This window comes from Parabacteroides sp. (genome assembly GCF_977054455.1).
Genome location: NZ_CDRTCT010000038.1, coordinates 1 through 17560, shown reverse-complemented (window position 1 = coordinate 17560; position 17560 = coordinate 1). Strand labels below are relative to the sequence as shown.

The following is a 17560-nucleotide window of genomic DNA, read 5'->3' as shown; positions in this document are numbered from 1 at the left end:
AAACCAATAAAACAAAATGAAACGTCGTGATTTCCTTAAGACCAGTGTTGTAGCAGGTGCAGCCTTATCTCTGAATTTTGAAGGACTACAGGCAGCCCTCTCTTCAAATACAGTTGCAGTAGAACAAGCGCCCGATCTGGTAGCAGTAATGGGTGGCGAACCGGAAGTTATGCTCGACAAGGCGTTAGAAGCGCTTGGCGGCATCGGCAAATATATCAAGAAAGGACAAAAAGTCGTTATCAAGCCGAATATCGGATGGGACCGTACACCGGAACTGGCCGGCAATACGAATCCGGGATTGATAAAGGCCCTTGTAAAGAAATGTTTCGAAGCTGGAGCCGAAAAGGTGACGGTATTCGACCACACGTGCGACAACTGGCAGAAATGCTACGAGACAAGCGGTATCGCCGCCGCCGTAAAGGAAGCGGGCGGTATCATCATGCCGGGTAACGACGAGAAATACTTCAAGGAAGTAGACATTCCCGGCGGCGTGACACTGAAAAAGGCCAAGATACACGAGTCGCTGATCGAAGCGGATGCCTGGATCAACGTTCCCATCCTGAAAAACCACGGGGGAGCCAAGCTGTCATGTGCGATGAAGAACATGATGGGGATCGTCTGGGACCGTCGCTTCTTCCACCAGAACGACTTGCAGCAATGTATCGCCGATATCTGTACCTGGCAGAAGAAGCCGGTACTGAACATCGTAGACGCCTACCGTATGATGCACCAGAACGGTCCGCAGGGAAAAAGCGCAGCCGACGTGGCCACGTTGAAGTCGATGATCGTTTCTCCGAATATCGTCGCCGTCGACACGGCCGCCCTCGCTTTGTTCAACCAGGTAAAGAAGTTGGATTTGGCCGCCGTCGGGCATCTGGGCAAAGGGGAAGCGCTTAAATTAGGCTCTACCGATCTGAAAAAAATAAACATCAAACGCATTAAGATCTGATGAAGAAACGAAATTACCTAAAGGGATTGAGAGTTTTGCTCGCAATCCTCTTTTTTGTACCCATACTTTTGTTTTTCGTAGACTTTTCGGGAGTTTTACCGGATAGCGTACACCGCTTGCTGCACCTGCAACTGATGCCGGCTTTGTTGGGCGGGATGGTCGGCCTGATCGTGTTCCAGCTCTTGCTGGCACTGGTATTCGGACGTATTTATTGTTCCACGATATGTCCGGCAGGCGTATTCCAGGATATCATCAACCGCCTGTTTTGCATCGGCAAGAAAAAGAAGAAAGGAAGCCGCCGTTTTACCTACCACAAGCCGATGAACCGGCTTCGCTACGTGCTATTGGCGATCACGGCGGTCATGGCAGTCTTCGGTTTCAGCGGGTTGTGCCTGCTTCTGGACCCGTACAGCAACTTCGGACGTATTGCGGCAAGCCTGTTCCGTCCGGTCGTGATGTGGGGGAATAACATACTCGCCGACCTGCTGATGAAAGCAGACAACTACTCGTTGTTCCATGTGACGATCAGCACCGTGACGGTTTCCGGTCTGACCGCGGCAGCCATCGCGTTGCTTGTTTTCATTGTCATGACTGTTTTTCGCGGACGCCTGTTCTGTAATACGATCTGCCCCGTCGGAGCCTTGTTGAGCCTCTTCTCGCGCTACTCGTTCTTCCGCATAACTTTCGACAAGGAAGCCTGTACGCATTGCGGGAACTGCGAACATACCTGCAAGGCGGAAGCGATCGACAGCAAGAACCTGACGGTCGATACGTCCCGTTGCGTAGATTGTTTCAATTGTGTCTCTTCCTGCGCCAAAGGCGGCTTGCAATATCGCCTGCAACTTCCGGGCGCATCGCGTTCCGACCAGCCGACGGTCGCCAAGAGCCGCCGTACATTCCTGGCCACAAGCGCAACCGTTGCCGCCTCGCTGCCGGTCGCATCCGCGATTGCCGGAGGCGGAAAAGGGAAAATGAACAGAAAAGGCAGGAAAAAATGGCCTCCCCTCACGCCTCCGGGTTCTATCAGCCTGGAACGTTTCAAAGATAAATGTACGGGATGCCAGATATGTGTCGTCCGCTGTCCGAGCCAGGTTTTGCGCCCGACAGGACTGGAATACGGATTGGATTATATGTTGAAACCGCGTCTGGCCTATATCAGCAGTTACTGTAATTACGAGTGCACGGTTTGTTCCGACGTATGTCCCACCGGTGCGATCAAGCCTCTGACTGTCGAAGAGAAGACGACGACACAGGTCGGCATCGCCACTTTCTTCAAAGGCCGTTGTGTCGTTAATACGGAAGAGAAAGATTGCGGCGCTTGTGCAGAGCATTGCCCGACACAGGCCGTGCACATGGTTCCCTACAAAGGGACACTGACAATCCCGCAGATCAATCCCGACCTCTGTATCGGATGCGGCGGATGCGAATCGATCTGCCCGGTACGTCCGATGCGTGCCATTATCGTCAAACCGAACGTCGAACACAAATTCGTCGAGAAGCCTAAAGAAGAGGAAGTCAAAGAAGTCGAGGTCGACGATTTCGGTTTCTGATTAACGATTGTAACCGACTATATTATGAGGCCTTATTTGTGAAAGTAAGGCCTTTTCTTTATCTTTGCAGCCATGAAATTCGAATTACAACATAACGACACAAAATCAAATGCAAGGGCGGGTCTGATTACCACTGATCATGGAGCAATCGAAACGCCTATTTTTATGCCGGTCGGCACGCAAGGCACGGTTAAAGGTGTCCACATGACCGAGTTGGAGGAAGATATCAACGCACAAATCATTTTAGGAAACACCTACCATCTGTACCTCCGTCCCGGACTGGAAATATTGGAACAGGCAGGCGGACTGCACAAATTCAATACATGGGACCGTCCGATCCTGACGGATAGCGGCGGTTTCCAGGTTTTCTCCCTTTCCGAAAACCGCAAGTTGCATGAGGAAGGCGCCATGTTCCGTTCGCACATCGACGGCTCGAAGCATCTGTTCACCCCGGAGAAGGTGATGGATATCCAGCGGATCATCGGAGCGGATATCATCATGGCCTTCGATGAATGTTGTCCGGGCGATGCCGATTACGAATACGCGAAAAAATCCCTCGGCCTGACGGAACGTTGGCTGGACCGTTGTTTCGAACGTTTCAACGCCACGGAACCGAAATACGGTTACCGGCAAAGCCTTTTCCCGATCGTACAAGGTTGTGTCTATCCGGAACTGCGCCGGAAAGCAGCCGAGAATGTAGCCGAAAAAGGTGCGGACGGCAATGCGATCGGCGGCCTGGCTGTAGGCGAACCGACCGAGAAGATGTACGAGATGATCGAAATAGTCAACGAAATCCTGCCGAAAGACAAGCCCCGCTACCTGATGGGAGTCGGCACGCCGATCAACATCTTGGAGGCGATCGAACGGGGCGTCGACATGTTCGACTGCATCATGCCGACGCGCAACGGGCGCAACGGACAGTTGTTTACCCGTTTCGGCACGATCAATATGCGCAATAAGAAATGGGAGAACGACTTCTCCCCTATCGATCCGGACGCCCATTCGGCTATCGACACGCGCTACAGCAAGGCGTATCTGCACCATCTGATCAAAGTGAACGAGATGTTGGGACTTCAACTGGCATCGATCCATAACCTCGCGTTTTACCTGTGGCTCGTCAAAGAGGCACGCAAACATATCATTGCCGGCGATTTCACGACCTGGAAGAGTGAGATGGTCCGTCAGTTATCAAACCGGTTATAAGCAAACTGTCACATGAAATTCAAACTGAAACGGATAGACTGGTACATCATCAAACAGTTCTTGGGCACTTACATCTTTGCGATTGCCCTGATCATCGCCATCTCGGTTGTCTTCGATATAAATGAGAAGATCGACAAGTTCCTGAGTCCGGACGTGCCGTTGAAAGCGATCGTCTTCGACTATTACATGAACTTCATCCCGTATTTCGCGAATCTGTTCAGTCCGTTGTTTACTTTCATTGCCGTTATCTTCTTCACCTCGAAGTTGGCAGACAATTCGGAAGTGATCGCAATGCTGGCGAGCGGGATGAGTTTCCGGCGGCTGATGCTGCCCTATGCGATTTCGGCAGGGATCATTGCGCTCAGTACGTTTGCGCTGAACGCTTATATCATTCCGCCTGCCAACGCCACGCGTATCGACTTTCAAAACAAATATATCAAGAATAAGAAGGTAGACTATGTCCGTTCCGCCCAACTGGAGATCGAGCCGGGCGTAATCGCCTATTTCGACCGCTACGATGCGCGTTCCGGAATGGGATACCGTTTCTCCTTGGAACACTTCGAGGACAAGAAGATGATCTCACGCCTCACGGCAAACTCCATCAAATATGATTCGCTCTACAACTGGACCCTGATCGACTACATGATCCGCGATTTCGACGGGATGCGCGAGCATATCACCGAGGGAAGCCGCAAGGACACCACGTTGACGATCGTCCCTTCGGACTTCCTGATCTCCGTCAATGACTGCGAGACGATGACTTCTCCCGAACTGTCCACCTATATCGACCGCCAGAAGAAACGGGGGATCGGCAATATCCAGACATTCCAGATCGAATACCACAAACGTTTTGCCGCCATCATGGCCGCCTTCATCCTGACCTCCATCGGAGCCTCGCTCTCTTCCCGCAAGATCAAAGGCGGCATGGGATTGAACATCGGTATCGGACTGGCCCTGAGTTTCTCTTACATCCTCTTCACCACCGTCACATCGACCTTCGCCATCAACGGCAGCCTCAGCCCCGCCATGGCCGCCTGGATTCCGAATATACTGTACACGTTTATCGCGATTTATTTGTACCGGAAGGCACCGAGATAAGAGACCGGAACTGAAAGTTGTAAAAACCTCCAAATCTTCCACCGCTTTAATTTGAGTGCGCACCTTATGGAACATGCACTCAATAAACTGATAATTAAATAATTACAAACAAAAAACAACTAATTATTAAAACTTTTTCTCCTTATTCATGGACAAAATTCTCCCATTTATGTTGAATTTATAGTGAATAAAAATATTTTGTCCGTGAAACATTCATGATAAAGGGAAGTCAGATAAAGGCAAATTGCAAATACAAAAATCAAATCACTATAAATCACACATTTACCCCCATAATATATATTTATCTTACAGAAACCCACTTCAAATTGGAGCGGGAATAATTATTACAGTTTATATAGCTTTTCTGGAATCCGACTTCAAATACCGTATGGAGAAAAGAATGCCGACTGCTCGGTAATCCGCTGCCTATCGCAAAACAAAAGAGTGCCTATTGGTTTGGTTCTCCCTGCTTATTCCTTTAAACCCAATAAAAAGACGTATTATAAATGAAGGTGTGTCAAAATATAAAATAGAACGCAGATGACACAGATTCAACAGATAACCGCAGGTTTTTATTTTATTGATTTATAATCAATCTGTGTGAATTCGTCTCATCTGTGTTATCTGTGTTCTAATATACAGATTAATGACACACCCCCATTATAAACTAATGAATTATTTTACCAATTTCAATCCAACTTCAAATTTTGTTGTCTTTTCCATCGCTTCGGGAAAAGCTGTCAACATTGTCTTAACTAATTGTCCCATTCCTCCTAAAGCATCATCACCGATAAGTTCTGCCAATATAGGCAATAAAGGAGCAATCTGACTTACTAACGCTTTATCAATATACACACGAGCAGATTTACCATCAGAACCAATTTCATAATTAACAGGAATACCATTTTGTAATAAAGTCATAATTTGTTCTAACGGAAGATCTTCTATACCAGCCTTGCTCTTTAGGCCTCCCATGATCTTCGTTATATCCAAAAAGACAAGGATTTGCTTATCTGTCACATTATACGAAGCATATCCGGCTTCCGACGTTTCCCAAACAGGTGTGACCGGTTTAGTCAAATCCATTCCTGCTTTAGAAATAGAAGCTACAATCTGTCCATCTTCTTGAAACGTAATACTCTGAAGAACCTGTACCAAAGCTACACTCCCAAAGCCCTCAACCATTGCAGGAATAGAAGTCACAGGCAAGAATCCAAGCATAGTTCCTTCAGCAGCTTCCCAAACCATAGACACAGGGCCCGACACAAAAGTTTCGTTTTCATCTTTAACTACTTCAGCTAATTTCCAAGTTCCCGCAATAGGAGCTGTGATTTTAAAAGTCACATCCAAAGTCAGAACTCCCGCTTCAACAGTACCTTTAGCAGATACAGTACGCAAATCATTCGCATTGTTACCTTCCAATGTATAGTTTTCACCTGTTTTCACCATCTTTGTATCAATCGTCACCTCTGCTTCACCCGGAATAAGATTTGCTAATGTAATAACCGCTTGCTCAGCCGAACTTGCATTTACTTTTACAGATTGGCCTGTCACTTCGGCATCACCCAACTTTAAATTCAACGTTTCCGCTGTATAAGTCGCAGAAATAGTCTTCCAACTGTCATCAGTCTTATTGTCATCATCATCACTACAAGCAGTGAAAAAACTCAATGCACAAAGCATCGTAAACACAAAAAATAGATTTTTCTTCATAATCTTCTTTTTAAATTATACATAAAAACGGAGCGAAGGTAAGTAATCCGAATGAGACAAACAACACAAAAAAGTTAACGCCGGTTATTCCGAAACAATAACCGGCGTTATCATAAAAATAGACAATTCAATCAATAATATTGGATCAATTATAGTATGATTATTTTTTAGACAAATTGATTCCTACCATAAAATCTTTGTCAGCCATAATAACAGGAAGTAAAGCTCCGATTTGACCGATCATCTCTGCTTTGTCAGGCATAAAACCGGCTATTAATTCCATTACAGGAGCCAGTTGCGTACCCAAAGATGTTGCGAGCGTATTATTAATCAAAATACTATATTCGCCATCCTCTTCTTCAAGAACTAAAGGAATACCATTTTGAGCCATCGCTATAAGCTCTGCCAATGTATTGTTTTCTGATTTAAGCATTCCCATCAATGCAGTAATGTCAAGGGTTACATATAACATTTTATCTTTTACGTAATACCCCATAAGACCTTCTAACTTAGTTGCTTTTCCATCTTTCGTAAAGGAAATTGTTATATTGCCGTTTTCAAGGAATGTAATCTCCGGTGCGACTTCGGCAATAGCCGCCTCAGCTTTTTGATCGACAAACGCACAGAATTGATAGTCCGGAATAGTTTGTCCTCCAAACGCTATCTCTCCTGATTCGGCAGCCAGGTTCATGAAGAAACTACCTCCCATTACATTATAATCATTTGCATCAATTTTACCATCTCCATTTACATCAGACGGAACATAAGACGGGAATATCCACGTACCAACAAGGGGAGAATCAACCTTGATGGCAACGGCTAATGTCAGGACGCCTGCATTCACATTTCCAGTGACAGACACTGTACGGCTACCTTCCACTGTTGCAGTTCCTTCCAGATTATAATTGGCAATTACTTCTTCCGCTTTTGTAGCTTTCGACATAATAAGATCGACTTTCACTTCGTCTACACCTGCAACCATCCCTTTTAAAATAGCAGTTGCTTTCTCTGCTGAAACGGCTTCTACCGTGACCGATTGATTACTAAGTTCTTGACCATTATAAGTCAACTTAAGTTTGTCTGCGGTATACGAACCAGCAACAGCTTTCCAAGTTGTGTCCTCCGGTGTTGGTTCATCTTTATTATCGTCGTCTCCACAAGATGAAAAAAGATTTAAGGCACAAAATAAGGCCATTAAATAGAATAAACTCTTTTTCATAATACACATTTTAAATTATTAAACTATATCAAACTGCGCGCAAGTTAATGATTTAAAATGATCAAAACAAAATAAAACGAACAAAAGGGAGAATCTTTTCAGACCCTCCCTTTCACCATCATGAAAACCACAAAAAGAACAAAAAACTATTCTACAACCAACATTTTATCGCCTACGGAAACTTTGTCGCCGTCGTTGATATACACTTCTTTGACGACGCCGTCGATCGGGCTGCGGATCTCGTTTTCCATCTTCATGGCGACGAGGACACAGAGCGGAGTCCCGGCTTGGACTTCTTCGCCGGGCTTGACGTGAACCTTGAGTATCACGCCCGGCATCTGTGCGGTGATCACCTGGCGGCCGGCGGCGGCGGAACGGATGCGGGATTGGCGCATTTTCTTCAATTCGTCGATCACCTGGACCTGGAAATAATCACCTTTGTTCTTCACCTCGTAAATGTCGTTGCCTACGTTTGAAATCTGGACACCGTGCGATTTGTGGTTCAGGATGATGGAATGGATCGTATCTCCTCCCATGTTGTAGTCCACTTCGTAGATCTTGCCGTTGACGGAGACCTTCTTTACGGGGCCGTCTTCGAGAATTTCCACTTTGAATTCGGTATCGGGGATATCGTTTACTGTTGCGAAATAGGTCGCTAATGCTTTTGCTGACATAATAAGTTCCTCCTAATAATTATTGGCAGTCATTTGTAACTTGCCGTAATACTTCCACAGGGATTCTCCGACGAGCGGGACGGTCGTCGCCCGCGCGGCTGCTTCCTTCTCCTGCTCGAAATGTTTGATGGCGGCAGCGATCACGGCTACAAGCGGATCATTGCTCTGGCGGCGTTTCAGGTCTTCCTTGTCGAACTTGGTGTCGATGAAGGTCGTGTCGTAGTTGCCGGAGAGGAAGGTCGCGTTGTGCAGCACACGCTGGTGGAACGGGATCGTCGTCTTGATCCCCAGGATCTTGTATTCGCGGAGGGCACGCACCATGTTGGAGATGGCCGACTCGCGGTTACGTCCCCAGGCGCACAGCTTGGCGATCATCGGGTCGTAGTGGAGGGAGACTTCGAAACCGGCGTAGGCGGCGCTGTCCAGACGCACGTTGCGCCCTTCGGGAGCTTCGCGCACCTTGATGACGCCGGGCGACGGCATGAAGTTGTTCTCCGGATCCTCGGCATAGATGCGGCATTCGATGGCGGCGCCGCGGAACTCGATGTCTTCCTGCTTATAGGGAAGCGGATTTCCGGCGGCCACGAGGATCATGTCGCGCACGAGGTCGACACCGGTACACTCTTCGGTCACGGAATGCTCGACCTGCAGACGGGTATTCATTTCGAGGAAGTAGAAATTCTGGTCCTTGTCCATCATGAATTCAAGCGTCCCGGCACTGTAGTAGCCGATCTTCTTGCAGGCTTCGACGGCAACCTCCAACATCTTCCGGCGCGTCTCCTCCTTGACGAAGGGCGACGGGGCCTCTTCGATCACTTTCTGGTTACGGCGCTGGATGGAGCATTCGCGGTCGTAGAGATGGATCACATTGCCGTATTTGTCGCCCAGGACCTGCACCTCGATATGGTGCGGATGTTCGATGTATTTCTCGATATAGATGGCATCATCGCCGAACGAGTTGGCTGCTTCCGAACGGGAAAGGCGGAAGGCTTCGTCCAGCCCTGCCTCGTCGCGCACCAGGCGCATTCCTTTTCCACCGCCTCCGGCAAGGGCTTTCAGCATGATGGGGTAACCGATTTCGGCTGCCACGCGGCGGACCTCTTCGAGGCCGGCAACGGGTTCCTTGGTTCCGGGGACGATCGGGACACCGGCGTCCGCCATGATCTTACGCGCTTCGGTCTTGACTCCCATGCGGGCGATCACGTCGGCGCTCGGACCGATAAAGATCACGCCTTCTTCCTCACAACGGCGGGCGAAATCGGCATTCTCCGACAGGAAACCGTATCCGGGATGGATGGCGGCTCCCGTTTTCTTGGCGATCGAGAGGATCAGTTCGGGTTTGAGGTAGGAAGTGTCGGCCGCATCCTCGGAGATGCAGTAGGCTTCTTCGGCATACCGGACATGCAGGGCGCCACGGTCGACATGGGTATAGATGGCGACGGTGGGGATATTCATCACGCGGCAGGTACGAAAGATACGCATGGCGATCTCGCCGCGGTTGGCTACTAATACTTTCTTAATCATAACGGCTGCGTTTTAAAGTGGGATATTGGAATGTTTCTTCGGCGGGTTGGACTGCCGCTTGTTGGCCAGCAGCTCGAAGCTGCGGATCAGGCGCGGACGGGTAACGGACGGTTCGATGATCTCGTCGACATATCCCAACTCGGCGGCGCGGTAAGGGTTGGCGAATTTCTCGCGGTAATCGTCCTGCAACTCCTTGCGTTTCTTGTCCACATCCTCGGCTTTCTTCAGCTCTTTGCGGAAAAGGATGTTGACGGCGCCGTCCGGCCCCATCACGGCGATCTCGGCCGTCGGATAGGCGAAATTGATATCGCCGCGGATATGCTTGGAACTCATCACGTCGTAGGCGCCTCCGTAGGCCTTGCGCGTGATCACCGTGACTTTCGGGACGGTCGCCTCGCAATAGGCGTAGAGCAGTTTGGCCCCGTGGCGGATAATGCCTTCATATTCCTGGTTCACGCCCGGAAGGAATCCCGGCACGTCCACGAATGTCAGCAACGGGATGTTGAACGCGTCGCAGAAACGGACGAAGCGGGCGGCCTTGACCGACGCATTGATATCGAGCGTCCCGGCGAGAGCGGCCGGTTGGTTGGCAACGACGCCGACCGTCTTCCCGTTCAGGCGGATATAGCCGATCAGGATGTTGCGGGCGTATTCTTCCTGTACTTCGAAGAAGTTGTTGTCGTCCGCCACCGAAAGGATCAGTTCGCGCATGTCGTAGGGTTGGTTCGGATTGGTCGGGACCAGGTTGTTCAGGTTTTCGTCGATGCGGTTCGCACTGTCGGTAGTCGGGACGAACGGGGGTTCCTCCATGTTGTTGTTCGGCAGGAAGGACATCAGTTCGCGTATCTTCAGGATGCATTCCATGTCGTTGTCGGCGGTGAAATGGGCGACGCCCGATTTCGTGCTGTGCACTTCCGATCCGCCCAGTTCGTTCATGGTCACCTCTTCCTGCGTCACGCTCTTGACTACTTCGGGACCTGTGATAAACATGTAGCTGGAATCTTTCACCATAAAGATAAAGTCGGTCAGCGCAGGCGAATAGACGGCTCCTCCGGCACACGGGCCCATGATGGCGCTGATCTGCGGGATCACACCCGAAGCCAGCGAGTTGCGCAGGAATATCTCCGCATACCCGGCGAGCGAACGGACGCCTTCCTGGATACGTGCCCCGCCCGAATCGTTCAGACCGATCACCGGAGCTCCCAACTGCATCGCCATATCCATAATCTTACAAATCTTACGCGCATACGTTTCGGAGAGGGCGCCGCCAAAGACCGTGAAGTCTTGAGCGAAGACAAAAACCGTGCGTTTACCTATCATCCCGTAGCCGGTAACCACCCCGTCGCCCAACGGACGCTGTTTTTCCAGTCCGAACTCGGTGCAACGGTGGGTGACAAACTTGTCTACTTCGACAAAACTTCCCTTTTCAAGGAGCAGTTCAATACGTTCACGGGCAGTCAATTTTCCTGCCGCATGTTGCTTGGCGATCCGGTCTTCTCCCCCACCCAATTCTGCCTGGTGGTTAAGAGCCGCTAACTGATCGATTTTCTCTTTCATGGAATATCCGGTTTAAATGAGTTTTGTGCAATGTAAGCATTTATTATATACTAACACCGGATGCAAGGATAAGGTTTATCGATCAACTGATAGGTAATATTTATTACATGGCTCCCGATTTGTCATTTTTTCTTCGGCAGGGAAGGGACGGAATCATATAAAGCCCCTGCCGCCTTGAGATAACCGACATAATTCAAATAGAACTGAAAACGCGCATCGACCTGCGTTTCATAAGCCTGCTGCCACAAAGCCTGCGCTTCGAGATAGTCCGAGAGCGTCTCCAGGCCCACTTCGTACTGGCTTTTGCTGACCTTCATGTTTTCTTCGGCCTGGAGGAGCGAACGGTCGGAAAGTTCGCTTTCCAGCCGGGCTTCGTCGAGGTTGTTGGCGGCTTGTGTCAGTTCCAGCATCATTTGTTCGTTCATGTTTTCCTGTTCCAGGCGGGATTGCACTAACTTGGCTTTGGCGGCACGTACCTTGTTGCTCCGCTCGCCGAAATGGAAAAGCGGGATGCTCACGTTCAACAAGACGGAGAAACTGCCTTTGTCCATCAACATCTGGTCGTTCAGTTCGAAACCGTGCACATAATCATAAGACCCCATGATGCCGACTTTGGGCAACAGTTCGCTACGGTTCAGCCGCACCTGCTGCCCGGCGATCTCGACCTGTTTGTCCAGGATGGCATATTCGGGACGGGTGCTGATATCGGAAACCCGGACATCCAGCCCCTTTCCGACCGCCGGATAGTCGCCGGAAATACGGATGTCGGAGACAAGCGGTTTGCCGATCAGATGGCAAAGGTTCATGGTCGCCAGCCGCAGGGCGTTCTCCGCCTTACGGATCGAGAGTTCGCTTTCATTCAGTTTCACCTGCACTTTCAGGACATCGTTCTTCGGTTTCAGGCCATGCTTGTGAGCGCTCTCGACATTCGACAGCAGTTCCCGGAGCACGGCGTTGTATTTATCCGCCACTTTCTTCATCTCCTGCGCTTTCACGACGAGGGCATAGGCTTTGTCCGTTTTCAGGATCACTTCCGTCGCCGTCAGTACCTCGTTCATCTCGGCCATCTCTTTTCCCAAGACAGACATCCGGTAGGCCGCCCGGATCTTGCCGCCCATATAAAGCGGCTGCTCGACCCGGATGCCGCCCGTATAGACCGTCCCGACCTTATAATCGAGATTGATGCCGGGGAAATAAGCATATGTGCCCGTCGGCATAAAATTTCCGGCAACATCAGGCAGGATAACGGGCAGGTTGCCGCCTTCAATCCCGAATCCGCCGTCTGCCGTACTGTAGAGGCCCGTTCCGCCGGCGGTGAAGTTCGGGAAGAAATTCCCCTTATAGCTTTTCATCGTGTACAGGGCGCTTTCGGTCTGCTTCACCGATGCCGCCATTTCCTTATTATATTGCAACGCCATTTCCCGGCACTGCTGCAAGCTCAACGTCTCCTGCGCGAAAAGAGACGACGGGCAGAGAAGAGACAACAGGATAATCGATATTTTCTTCATCAGTCTACATGTTTAATATGAAAGAATAATGCGTATAGGACAGGAATAAAAACGAGTGTGATCACCGTGCCGAACAGCAGGCCGCCCATGATGGAAGCTGCAAGCGAACCGAACATGGCGTCGGTCAGCAACGGGATCATCCCCAGGATCGTGGTCAGGGCCGCCATCATCACCGGACGCAGACGGCTTTGGGCACTGTCGATCAAGGCGGTGACCGGCTCCGTCCCCTGCCCGATCTGCAAAGTGATCTCGTCCATCAGCACGATGCCGTTCTTGATGATCATTCCGATCAGCCCCAATGTCCCGACAATGGCGACAAAGTTGAACGTCTTGCCGGTCACCAGCATCGTCATCACCACTCCGACAAATACCATCGGGATACTGCAGAAGATGATAGCCGGCTTGCGGTAATCCTTGAACAGCATGATCAGGATCGCGATCATCAGGATTATGGCCAGCGGGAAATTCTTGAACAGATACTTCATGGACTGGTCGCTGGCGTTCTTCTCTCCCTGCCATTGCAGCGAATAGCCTTCGGGAAGTCCGATCTGCTCCAACTTCTCCGCGACCGCCAACCGTGCTTTTTCCGTCTCGACACCCGGAACGGGAGAGCATTGCACGCGCTGGCTGCGCTGTCCGTTGTAACGAGGGACGACCGGGTCCTCCCAGCGCACGTCGATTCCTTTGCTGATCTGTTTCAGCGGCATGCTGCCCATCAGGCTTTCGATCAGTTCCTCCTTCGAGAGTGTCCCGGCTGTCAGTTTCACCATGTTTTCTTCGTTCAGCAGGCCGTTCAGCGAAGGGAGCGTCGAAAAGACCTGCGTGTTCCCCAAGTCCTCGATCGGTTTCCCCTGCCCGTCCAGGCATTTCAGGTAGATGTTGTTTTTATGGATGCCCTCGTAGAAAGAACCGATAGGGATACCACCCGTAGCCGCCAGCAACGAAAGGCTCACGTCGCTACGGCTCAATCCCAACGCACGGGCGGCCGGTTGGTCGTACTCGATTGTCAGGACCGGGACCTGCGGCTCCCAGTCGGTCGTGATCAGGCAGACTTCCGGCGTATTCTCCATAATGTGCCGTGCGCTGTCCGCCAAACGGTGCAGGACGGCAGGATCGGGTCCTAAGAACTGGGCCTCGATGGGATATTTCTTGAACATCAGGTTATAACGTTTCAACTTGACGTAGGCATCCGGATACTGCCGGGTCAGGTACTCCTGTATCTCGTCTATATTCTTGACCAGCTCGCCGGGAGATGTAAAGTCGATGATCAGCTCCCCGTAGGACAGCGAAGGATTGGCAATGCTCCGCACTAAGTTGTAACGTCCCGGCGTCCCACCGATGGAAGCAGTCACGTTCGTGATCTCCTTCCGGGTTTTCAGGTAGGATTCTATCTCTTTCAGGTCATTCGCCACACGGGTAGAATTATTGCCTTCCGGAAGTTTGTATTCCATATACAGCTGGTCGTACACCATGTCGGGGAAGAATCCCTGGCGCAGGAACCGGTAGCTGTAGGCGGACAAAAGCAACAAAGCGACCATCGCCAGCGTGAAGCCGAGTCGGTGCGACAATCCGAAACGCAAAGCAGCCCGCAGCACTGCGTATATCTTACCTTTATATATACGTTTGCCGGAACTGCCGGCTTCCACCGCCGGATGCAACTGCCGGTTGGCCATCAACGGGACGTGGAGCAATGCCAACACCCAGCTCAGCAGCAGCGAAACCGCCAGTACGATGAAGAGGTCGCGCGTATAAACCCCTGCCGTATCCGGCGACATATAGATCGGCAGGAAGGCGATAATGGCGATCAGGGTCGCCCCTAACAACGGCATCGCCGTCTGCCGCCCGATAGCGGTCATCGCCTCCATCTTGTCTTTCCCGGCTTTCAAGTCCACCAATATGCCGTCGATGATCACGATGGCGTTGTCCACCAGCATCCCCATCGCCAGCACGAAAGCCGCCAGAGAGACGCGCTGCATCGTTCCCCCGGCGTATTGCAGGAAAAGGAATGATCCGAAAACAGTCACCACCAAACTGACGCCGATGATCAGGCCGCTCTTGAACCCCATCGCCAGCATCAGGATAAACACGACGATGGCGACGGATTCGATCAGGTTGACGACAAACGTCCCCAGCGAATCTCCCACACGTTCGGGCTGATAGAATATCTTATGGCAATCCACTCCGGCCGGCAGGCGGTTGTCTTTCAATTCCGCCAGCTTCGTTTCCACGGCTTTGCCGACCTTCACGATATCCGAACCGCTCGAAGCGGCTACCAGAATACCGATCGACCGCTCCCGGTTATAGAACATCTCGTTACGGGTAGGATCTTCATACCCCTTCTCGATCAGGGCTATGTCGCGCAGGCGCAACTGGTCGTCGTCATGGCCTTGGATAAGCATCTTGCCGATGTCGTCCACGGTCTTGAAACGGTCGTTCACCGTCACGCGGATACGGTTGTCCCCGTTATCGTAGTAGCCGCTGTAGGTCGTCTCGTTCTGTCCGTTCAAGGTGGCCAGGACTTCGGCCGGTTTCACGCCGAGGTTGGCCATGCGGTCCTGCAGCAGGGAGATGTTGATGCATTCGGGGCGTTCGCCATAAATATCCACCCGGTCCACTCCTTCTATTTCGACAACTTCCCGTTTGATCAACTCGGCGTAGTCAGACATCTCGCGATCGGACAGGCCATCGCCCGTCAAGGCGTAGAACATACCGAACACCTTGCCGAAATCGTCCTGTACGATCGGTCTATCGGCTCCGGAAGGAAGCAAGGCGGAGGCATCGTTCACTTTCCGCCTGAGAAGGTCCCAATGCTGCTCCACGTCGTCATCCTTGACGGTCGTCAGCAGTTCGACCTGGATCAGGGACAGATCGTTGAACGAATAGCTTTCGACATTATCGACATTGTCCATCTTACGGATGCTTTTTTCGAGCACATCCGTCACTTCCAGCTCCACCTGATGGGCCGAGGCGCCCGGATAGGTCGTCGCCACCATCGCCAGCTTCACCTTGATCTCCGGATCTTCCAGCTTACTCATCTGATAGCAGGCCAAAGCTCCGCCCGCCAGCAAAACCGCAACCAGGAAATAGACCAGGTTCCGGTTCTGAAATCCCCATTTACTTATATCCATCACAACAATCCTCCTACATTCGTTTTAGAACCGGTAGCCAAAGGCCGGACATTTTCTCCATCTTCAATATGATGCACGCCGGAAGCAACCACGATTTCACCGGCATGCAGCGTATCGGAAACGACCATCGCACGTCCGTCGGACAACAGGCGCAGAACCGTCACCTCGCGGCTATGGACTTTCCCCGCGGACGGATCATAGACAAACACATACGTTTTGCCATCCTTTTGCAGAAGTGCCCCGCCCGGAACGGAAACCGGCTGCGAATCGCCCTCATTGCAATAGATCGTGACCATCGTATTCATTCCCGGCGAAGGGAGCGGCAACTTGCCGGGAACCATTTGCAGGCGCATCGTGTACAGCTGGTTCGCGTTGGCTTTCGGAGTGACGCTGATCAATTTCAAAGGATAAGTTTCTCCCGGATAGAGGTCGAACGTGCAGCGGTAGCCATCGAACCGGTCCCGCCGGATATAGTCGGCTGCCGGAAGGTTGATCTCCACCTCCGGAATGCCGGCGCTGACCATCGAGATCACGGGCATACCCGCTCCGATCGTCTCATGCGCATCGAACAGTTTTTTCTGTACGAAACCGCCGAAAGGAGCATACAGCCGGGTGTATTCCAACTGGTCTTTGTGGTGCTGATATTTGGCGGTGATCTGTTTCAGGCCGTACACGGCTTTATCGTTGGCGTTAGGCGTCGTCCCGTTTTCTTCATAAAGCGCCATGACACGTTCGGCTTCCGCCTTGATCTGCTTGTATTCGGCTTCCGTAGCATCCAGCTGCACCTGGTAATCCGCCGGATCCAACTCGGCCAGCAGTTGTCCTTCCCGCACGCGGGCGCCGTCTTCCACATATATTTTACGGATTGTCCCGCTCACACGGAAGGCCAGGCTGATATCCTGCGCCGCCTTCACTTTTCCCGGAAACTGGAGGGCGGTCTGGCCGCTGGCGGAAACGACCGTATCGGTCTTGACTGTCTGAAACTCCTTTGTCCCCTTCTCCGGCCGGGCACAAGAAATAAAAAATATCAAGGGAATGCCTGCTAAAATCAAATAAATCCGTTTCATAATTTAAGTGTATTTATTTAAAGGCAAAATTATCCCGGCGAGGCAACCTCGGAAAGGTCAATATGAATAATAAATTGTTCCATTTATATATAAAAACAACCGAAAGCCACCTTTGCCTTGCCCCTTCCGAATTGTTAAAACCGACAATATCCCCCTCAAAAACGGCTTATTTAAAGAGTGTTGACAATCAGCGTTATAGTATATATAAGATTATTAAAAAATATTACCCTTGCAGGAAAATTCATTGGGTCTTGTTCACTTTTGCTGCCTTATACACAAATCATCATTCTTTTGAGTAGTTCTATGCTTCCTCGTCCATAACACATTCTTTTAATCATCTTTAATTTGTTGACAAATCCTTCTGTAGTAC

Annotated in this window: 12 protein-coding genes; 4 read left to right on the top strand and 8 right to left on the bottom strand. The window is 50.7% G+C overall.

What is annotated here, in order from left to right; genetic code table 11:
* The first annotated feature begins 16 nt into the window (after positions 1-16).
* The 4 genes from ACW6QF_RS16720 to ACW6QF_RS16705 all read left to right on the top strand — a co-directional run bounded on the left by ACW6QF_RS16720 (position 17) and on the right by ACW6QF_RS16705 (position 4800).
* Positions 17-949 carry a DUF362 domain-containing protein gene (locus ACW6QF_RS16720; protein ID WP_298547934.1) on the top strand — a complete coding sequence of 311 codons (933 nt, stop codon included), beginning with the start codon at positions 17-19 and terminating at the stop codon, positions 947-949.
* A complete protein-coding gene (locus ACW6QF_RS16715; RefSeq protein WP_456088644.1) occupies positions 949-2499 on the top strand; it encodes a 4Fe-4S dicluster domain-containing protein in 1551 nt (516 codons plus the stop codon). Before ACW6QF_RS16720 ends, ACW6QF_RS16715 begins: the two co-directional genes overlap by 1 nt.
* Before the next feature lie 72 nt (positions 2500-2571).
* Positions 2572-3702: a tRNA guanosine(34) transglycosylase Tgt gene (gene tgt, locus ACW6QF_RS16710; RefSeq protein WP_456088643.1), complete on the top strand. Its 1131-nt coding sequence runs from the start codon at positions 2572-2574 to the stop codon at positions 3700-3702.
* A 12-nt stretch (positions 3703-3714) separates the two neighbouring features.
* Positions 3715-4800: an LptF/LptG family permease gene (locus tag ACW6QF_RS16705; RefSeq protein WP_298547940.1), complete on the top strand. Its 1086-nt coding sequence runs from the start codon at positions 3715-3717 to the stop codon at positions 4798-4800.
* Between the two features lie 675 nt (positions 4801-5475).
* Here the strand turns inward: ACW6QF_RS16705 and ACW6QF_RS16700 are convergent.
* From ACW6QF_RS16700 to ACW6QF_RS16665, 8 genes are all read right to left on the bottom strand, one after another.
* Positions 5476-6513 carry a DUF4925 domain-containing protein gene (locus ACW6QF_RS16700; RefSeq protein WP_456088642.1) on the bottom strand — a complete coding sequence of 346 codons (1038 nt, stop codon included), beginning with the start codon at positions 6511-6513 and terminating at the stop codon, positions 5476-5478.
* Positions 6514-6673: 160 nt separating this feature from the next.
* Positions 6674-7732: a DUF4925 domain-containing protein gene (locus ACW6QF_RS16695; protein ID WP_456088641.1), complete on the bottom strand. Its 1059-nt coding sequence runs from the start codon at positions 7730-7732 to the stop codon at positions 6674-6676.
* A 146-nt stretch (positions 7733-7878) separates the two neighbouring features.
* Positions 7879-8406 (bottom strand): biotin/lipoyl-containing protein, encoded by a 528-nt coding sequence (locus ACW6QF_RS16690; RefSeq protein WP_301705610.1) that lies wholly within the window; start codon positions 8404-8406, stop codon positions 7879-7881.
* Positions 8407-8418: 12 nt separating this feature from the next.
* Positions 8419-9930 (bottom strand): acetyl-CoA carboxylase biotin carboxylase subunit, encoded by a 1512-nt coding sequence (gene accC, locus ACW6QF_RS16685; protein WP_298547948.1) that lies wholly within the window; start codon positions 9928-9930, stop codon positions 8419-8421.
* 12 nt (positions 9931-9942) lie between these two features.
* Positions 9943-11487: an acyl-CoA carboxylase subunit beta gene (locus ACW6QF_RS16680; protein WP_298547951.1), complete on the bottom strand. Its 1545-nt coding sequence runs from the start codon at positions 11485-11487 to the stop codon at positions 9943-9945.
* Positions 11488-11609: 122 nt separating this feature from the next.
* Positions 11610-12995, bottom strand: coding sequence for a TolC family protein (locus tag ACW6QF_RS16675; protein ID WP_456088640.1), 1386 nt, complete (start codon positions 12993-12995; stop codon positions 11610-11612).
* Positions 12995-16123: an efflux RND transporter permease subunit gene (locus ACW6QF_RS16670; RefSeq protein ID WP_456088639.1), complete on the bottom strand. Its 3129-nt coding sequence runs from the start codon at positions 16121-16123 to the stop codon at positions 12995-12997. Before ACW6QF_RS16670 ends, ACW6QF_RS16675 begins: the two co-directional genes overlap by 1 nt.
* Positions 16123-17190, bottom strand: coding sequence for an efflux RND transporter periplasmic adaptor subunit (locus ACW6QF_RS16665; RefSeq protein WP_456088638.1), 1068 nt, complete (start codon positions 17188-17190; stop codon positions 16123-16125). Before ACW6QF_RS16665 ends, ACW6QF_RS16670 begins: the two co-directional genes overlap by 1 nt.
* Positions 17191-17560 lie beyond the last annotated feature (370 nt).

Excerpts from the sequence above, each read along its gene's own strand:
- ACW6QF_RS16720 (WP_298547934.1), top strand. The coding sequence starts at position 17 with ATGAAACGTCGTGATTTCCTTAAGACCAGTGTTGTAGCAGGTGCAGCC.
- ACW6QF_RS16715 (WP_456088644.1), top strand. The coding sequence starts at position 949 with ATGAAGAAACGAAATTACCTAAAGGGATTGAGAGTTTTGCTCGCAATC.
- tgt (WP_456088643.1), top strand. The coding sequence starts at position 2,572 with ATGAAATTCGAATTACAACATAACGACACAAAATCAAATGCAAGGGCG.
- ACW6QF_RS16705 (WP_298547940.1), top strand. The coding sequence starts at position 3,715 with ATGAAATTCAAACTGAAACGGATAGACTGGTACATCATCAAACAGTTC.
- ACW6QF_RS16700 (WP_456088642.1), bottom strand. The coding sequence starts at position 6,513 with ATGAAGAAAAATCTATTTTTTGTGTTTACGATGCTTTGTGCATTGAGT.
- ACW6QF_RS16695 (WP_456088641.1), bottom strand. The coding sequence starts at position 7,732 with ATGAAAAAGAGTTTATTCTATTTAATGGCCTTATTTTGTGCCTTAAAT.
- ACW6QF_RS16690 (WP_301705610.1), bottom strand. The coding sequence starts at position 8,406 with ATGTCAGCAAAAGCATTAGCGACCTATTTCGCAACAGTAAACGATATC.
- accC (WP_298547948.1), bottom strand. The coding sequence starts at position 9,930 with ATGATTAAGAAAGTATTAGTAGCCAACCGCGGCGAGATCGCCATGCGT.
- ACW6QF_RS16680 (WP_298547951.1), bottom strand. The coding sequence starts at position 11,487 with ATGAAAGAGAAAATCGATCAGTTAGCGGCTCTTAACCACCAGGCAGAA.
- ACW6QF_RS16675 (WP_456088640.1), bottom strand. The coding sequence starts at position 12,995 with ATGAAGAAAATATCGATTATCCTGTTGTCTCTTCTCTGCCCGTCGTCT.
- ACW6QF_RS16670 (WP_456088639.1), bottom strand. The coding sequence starts at position 16,123 with ATGGATATAAGTAAATGGGGATTTCAGAACCGGAACCTGGTCTATTTC.
- ACW6QF_RS16665 (WP_456088638.1), bottom strand. The coding sequence starts at position 17,190 with ATGAAACGGATTTATTTGATTTTAGCAGGCATTCCCTTGATATTTTTT.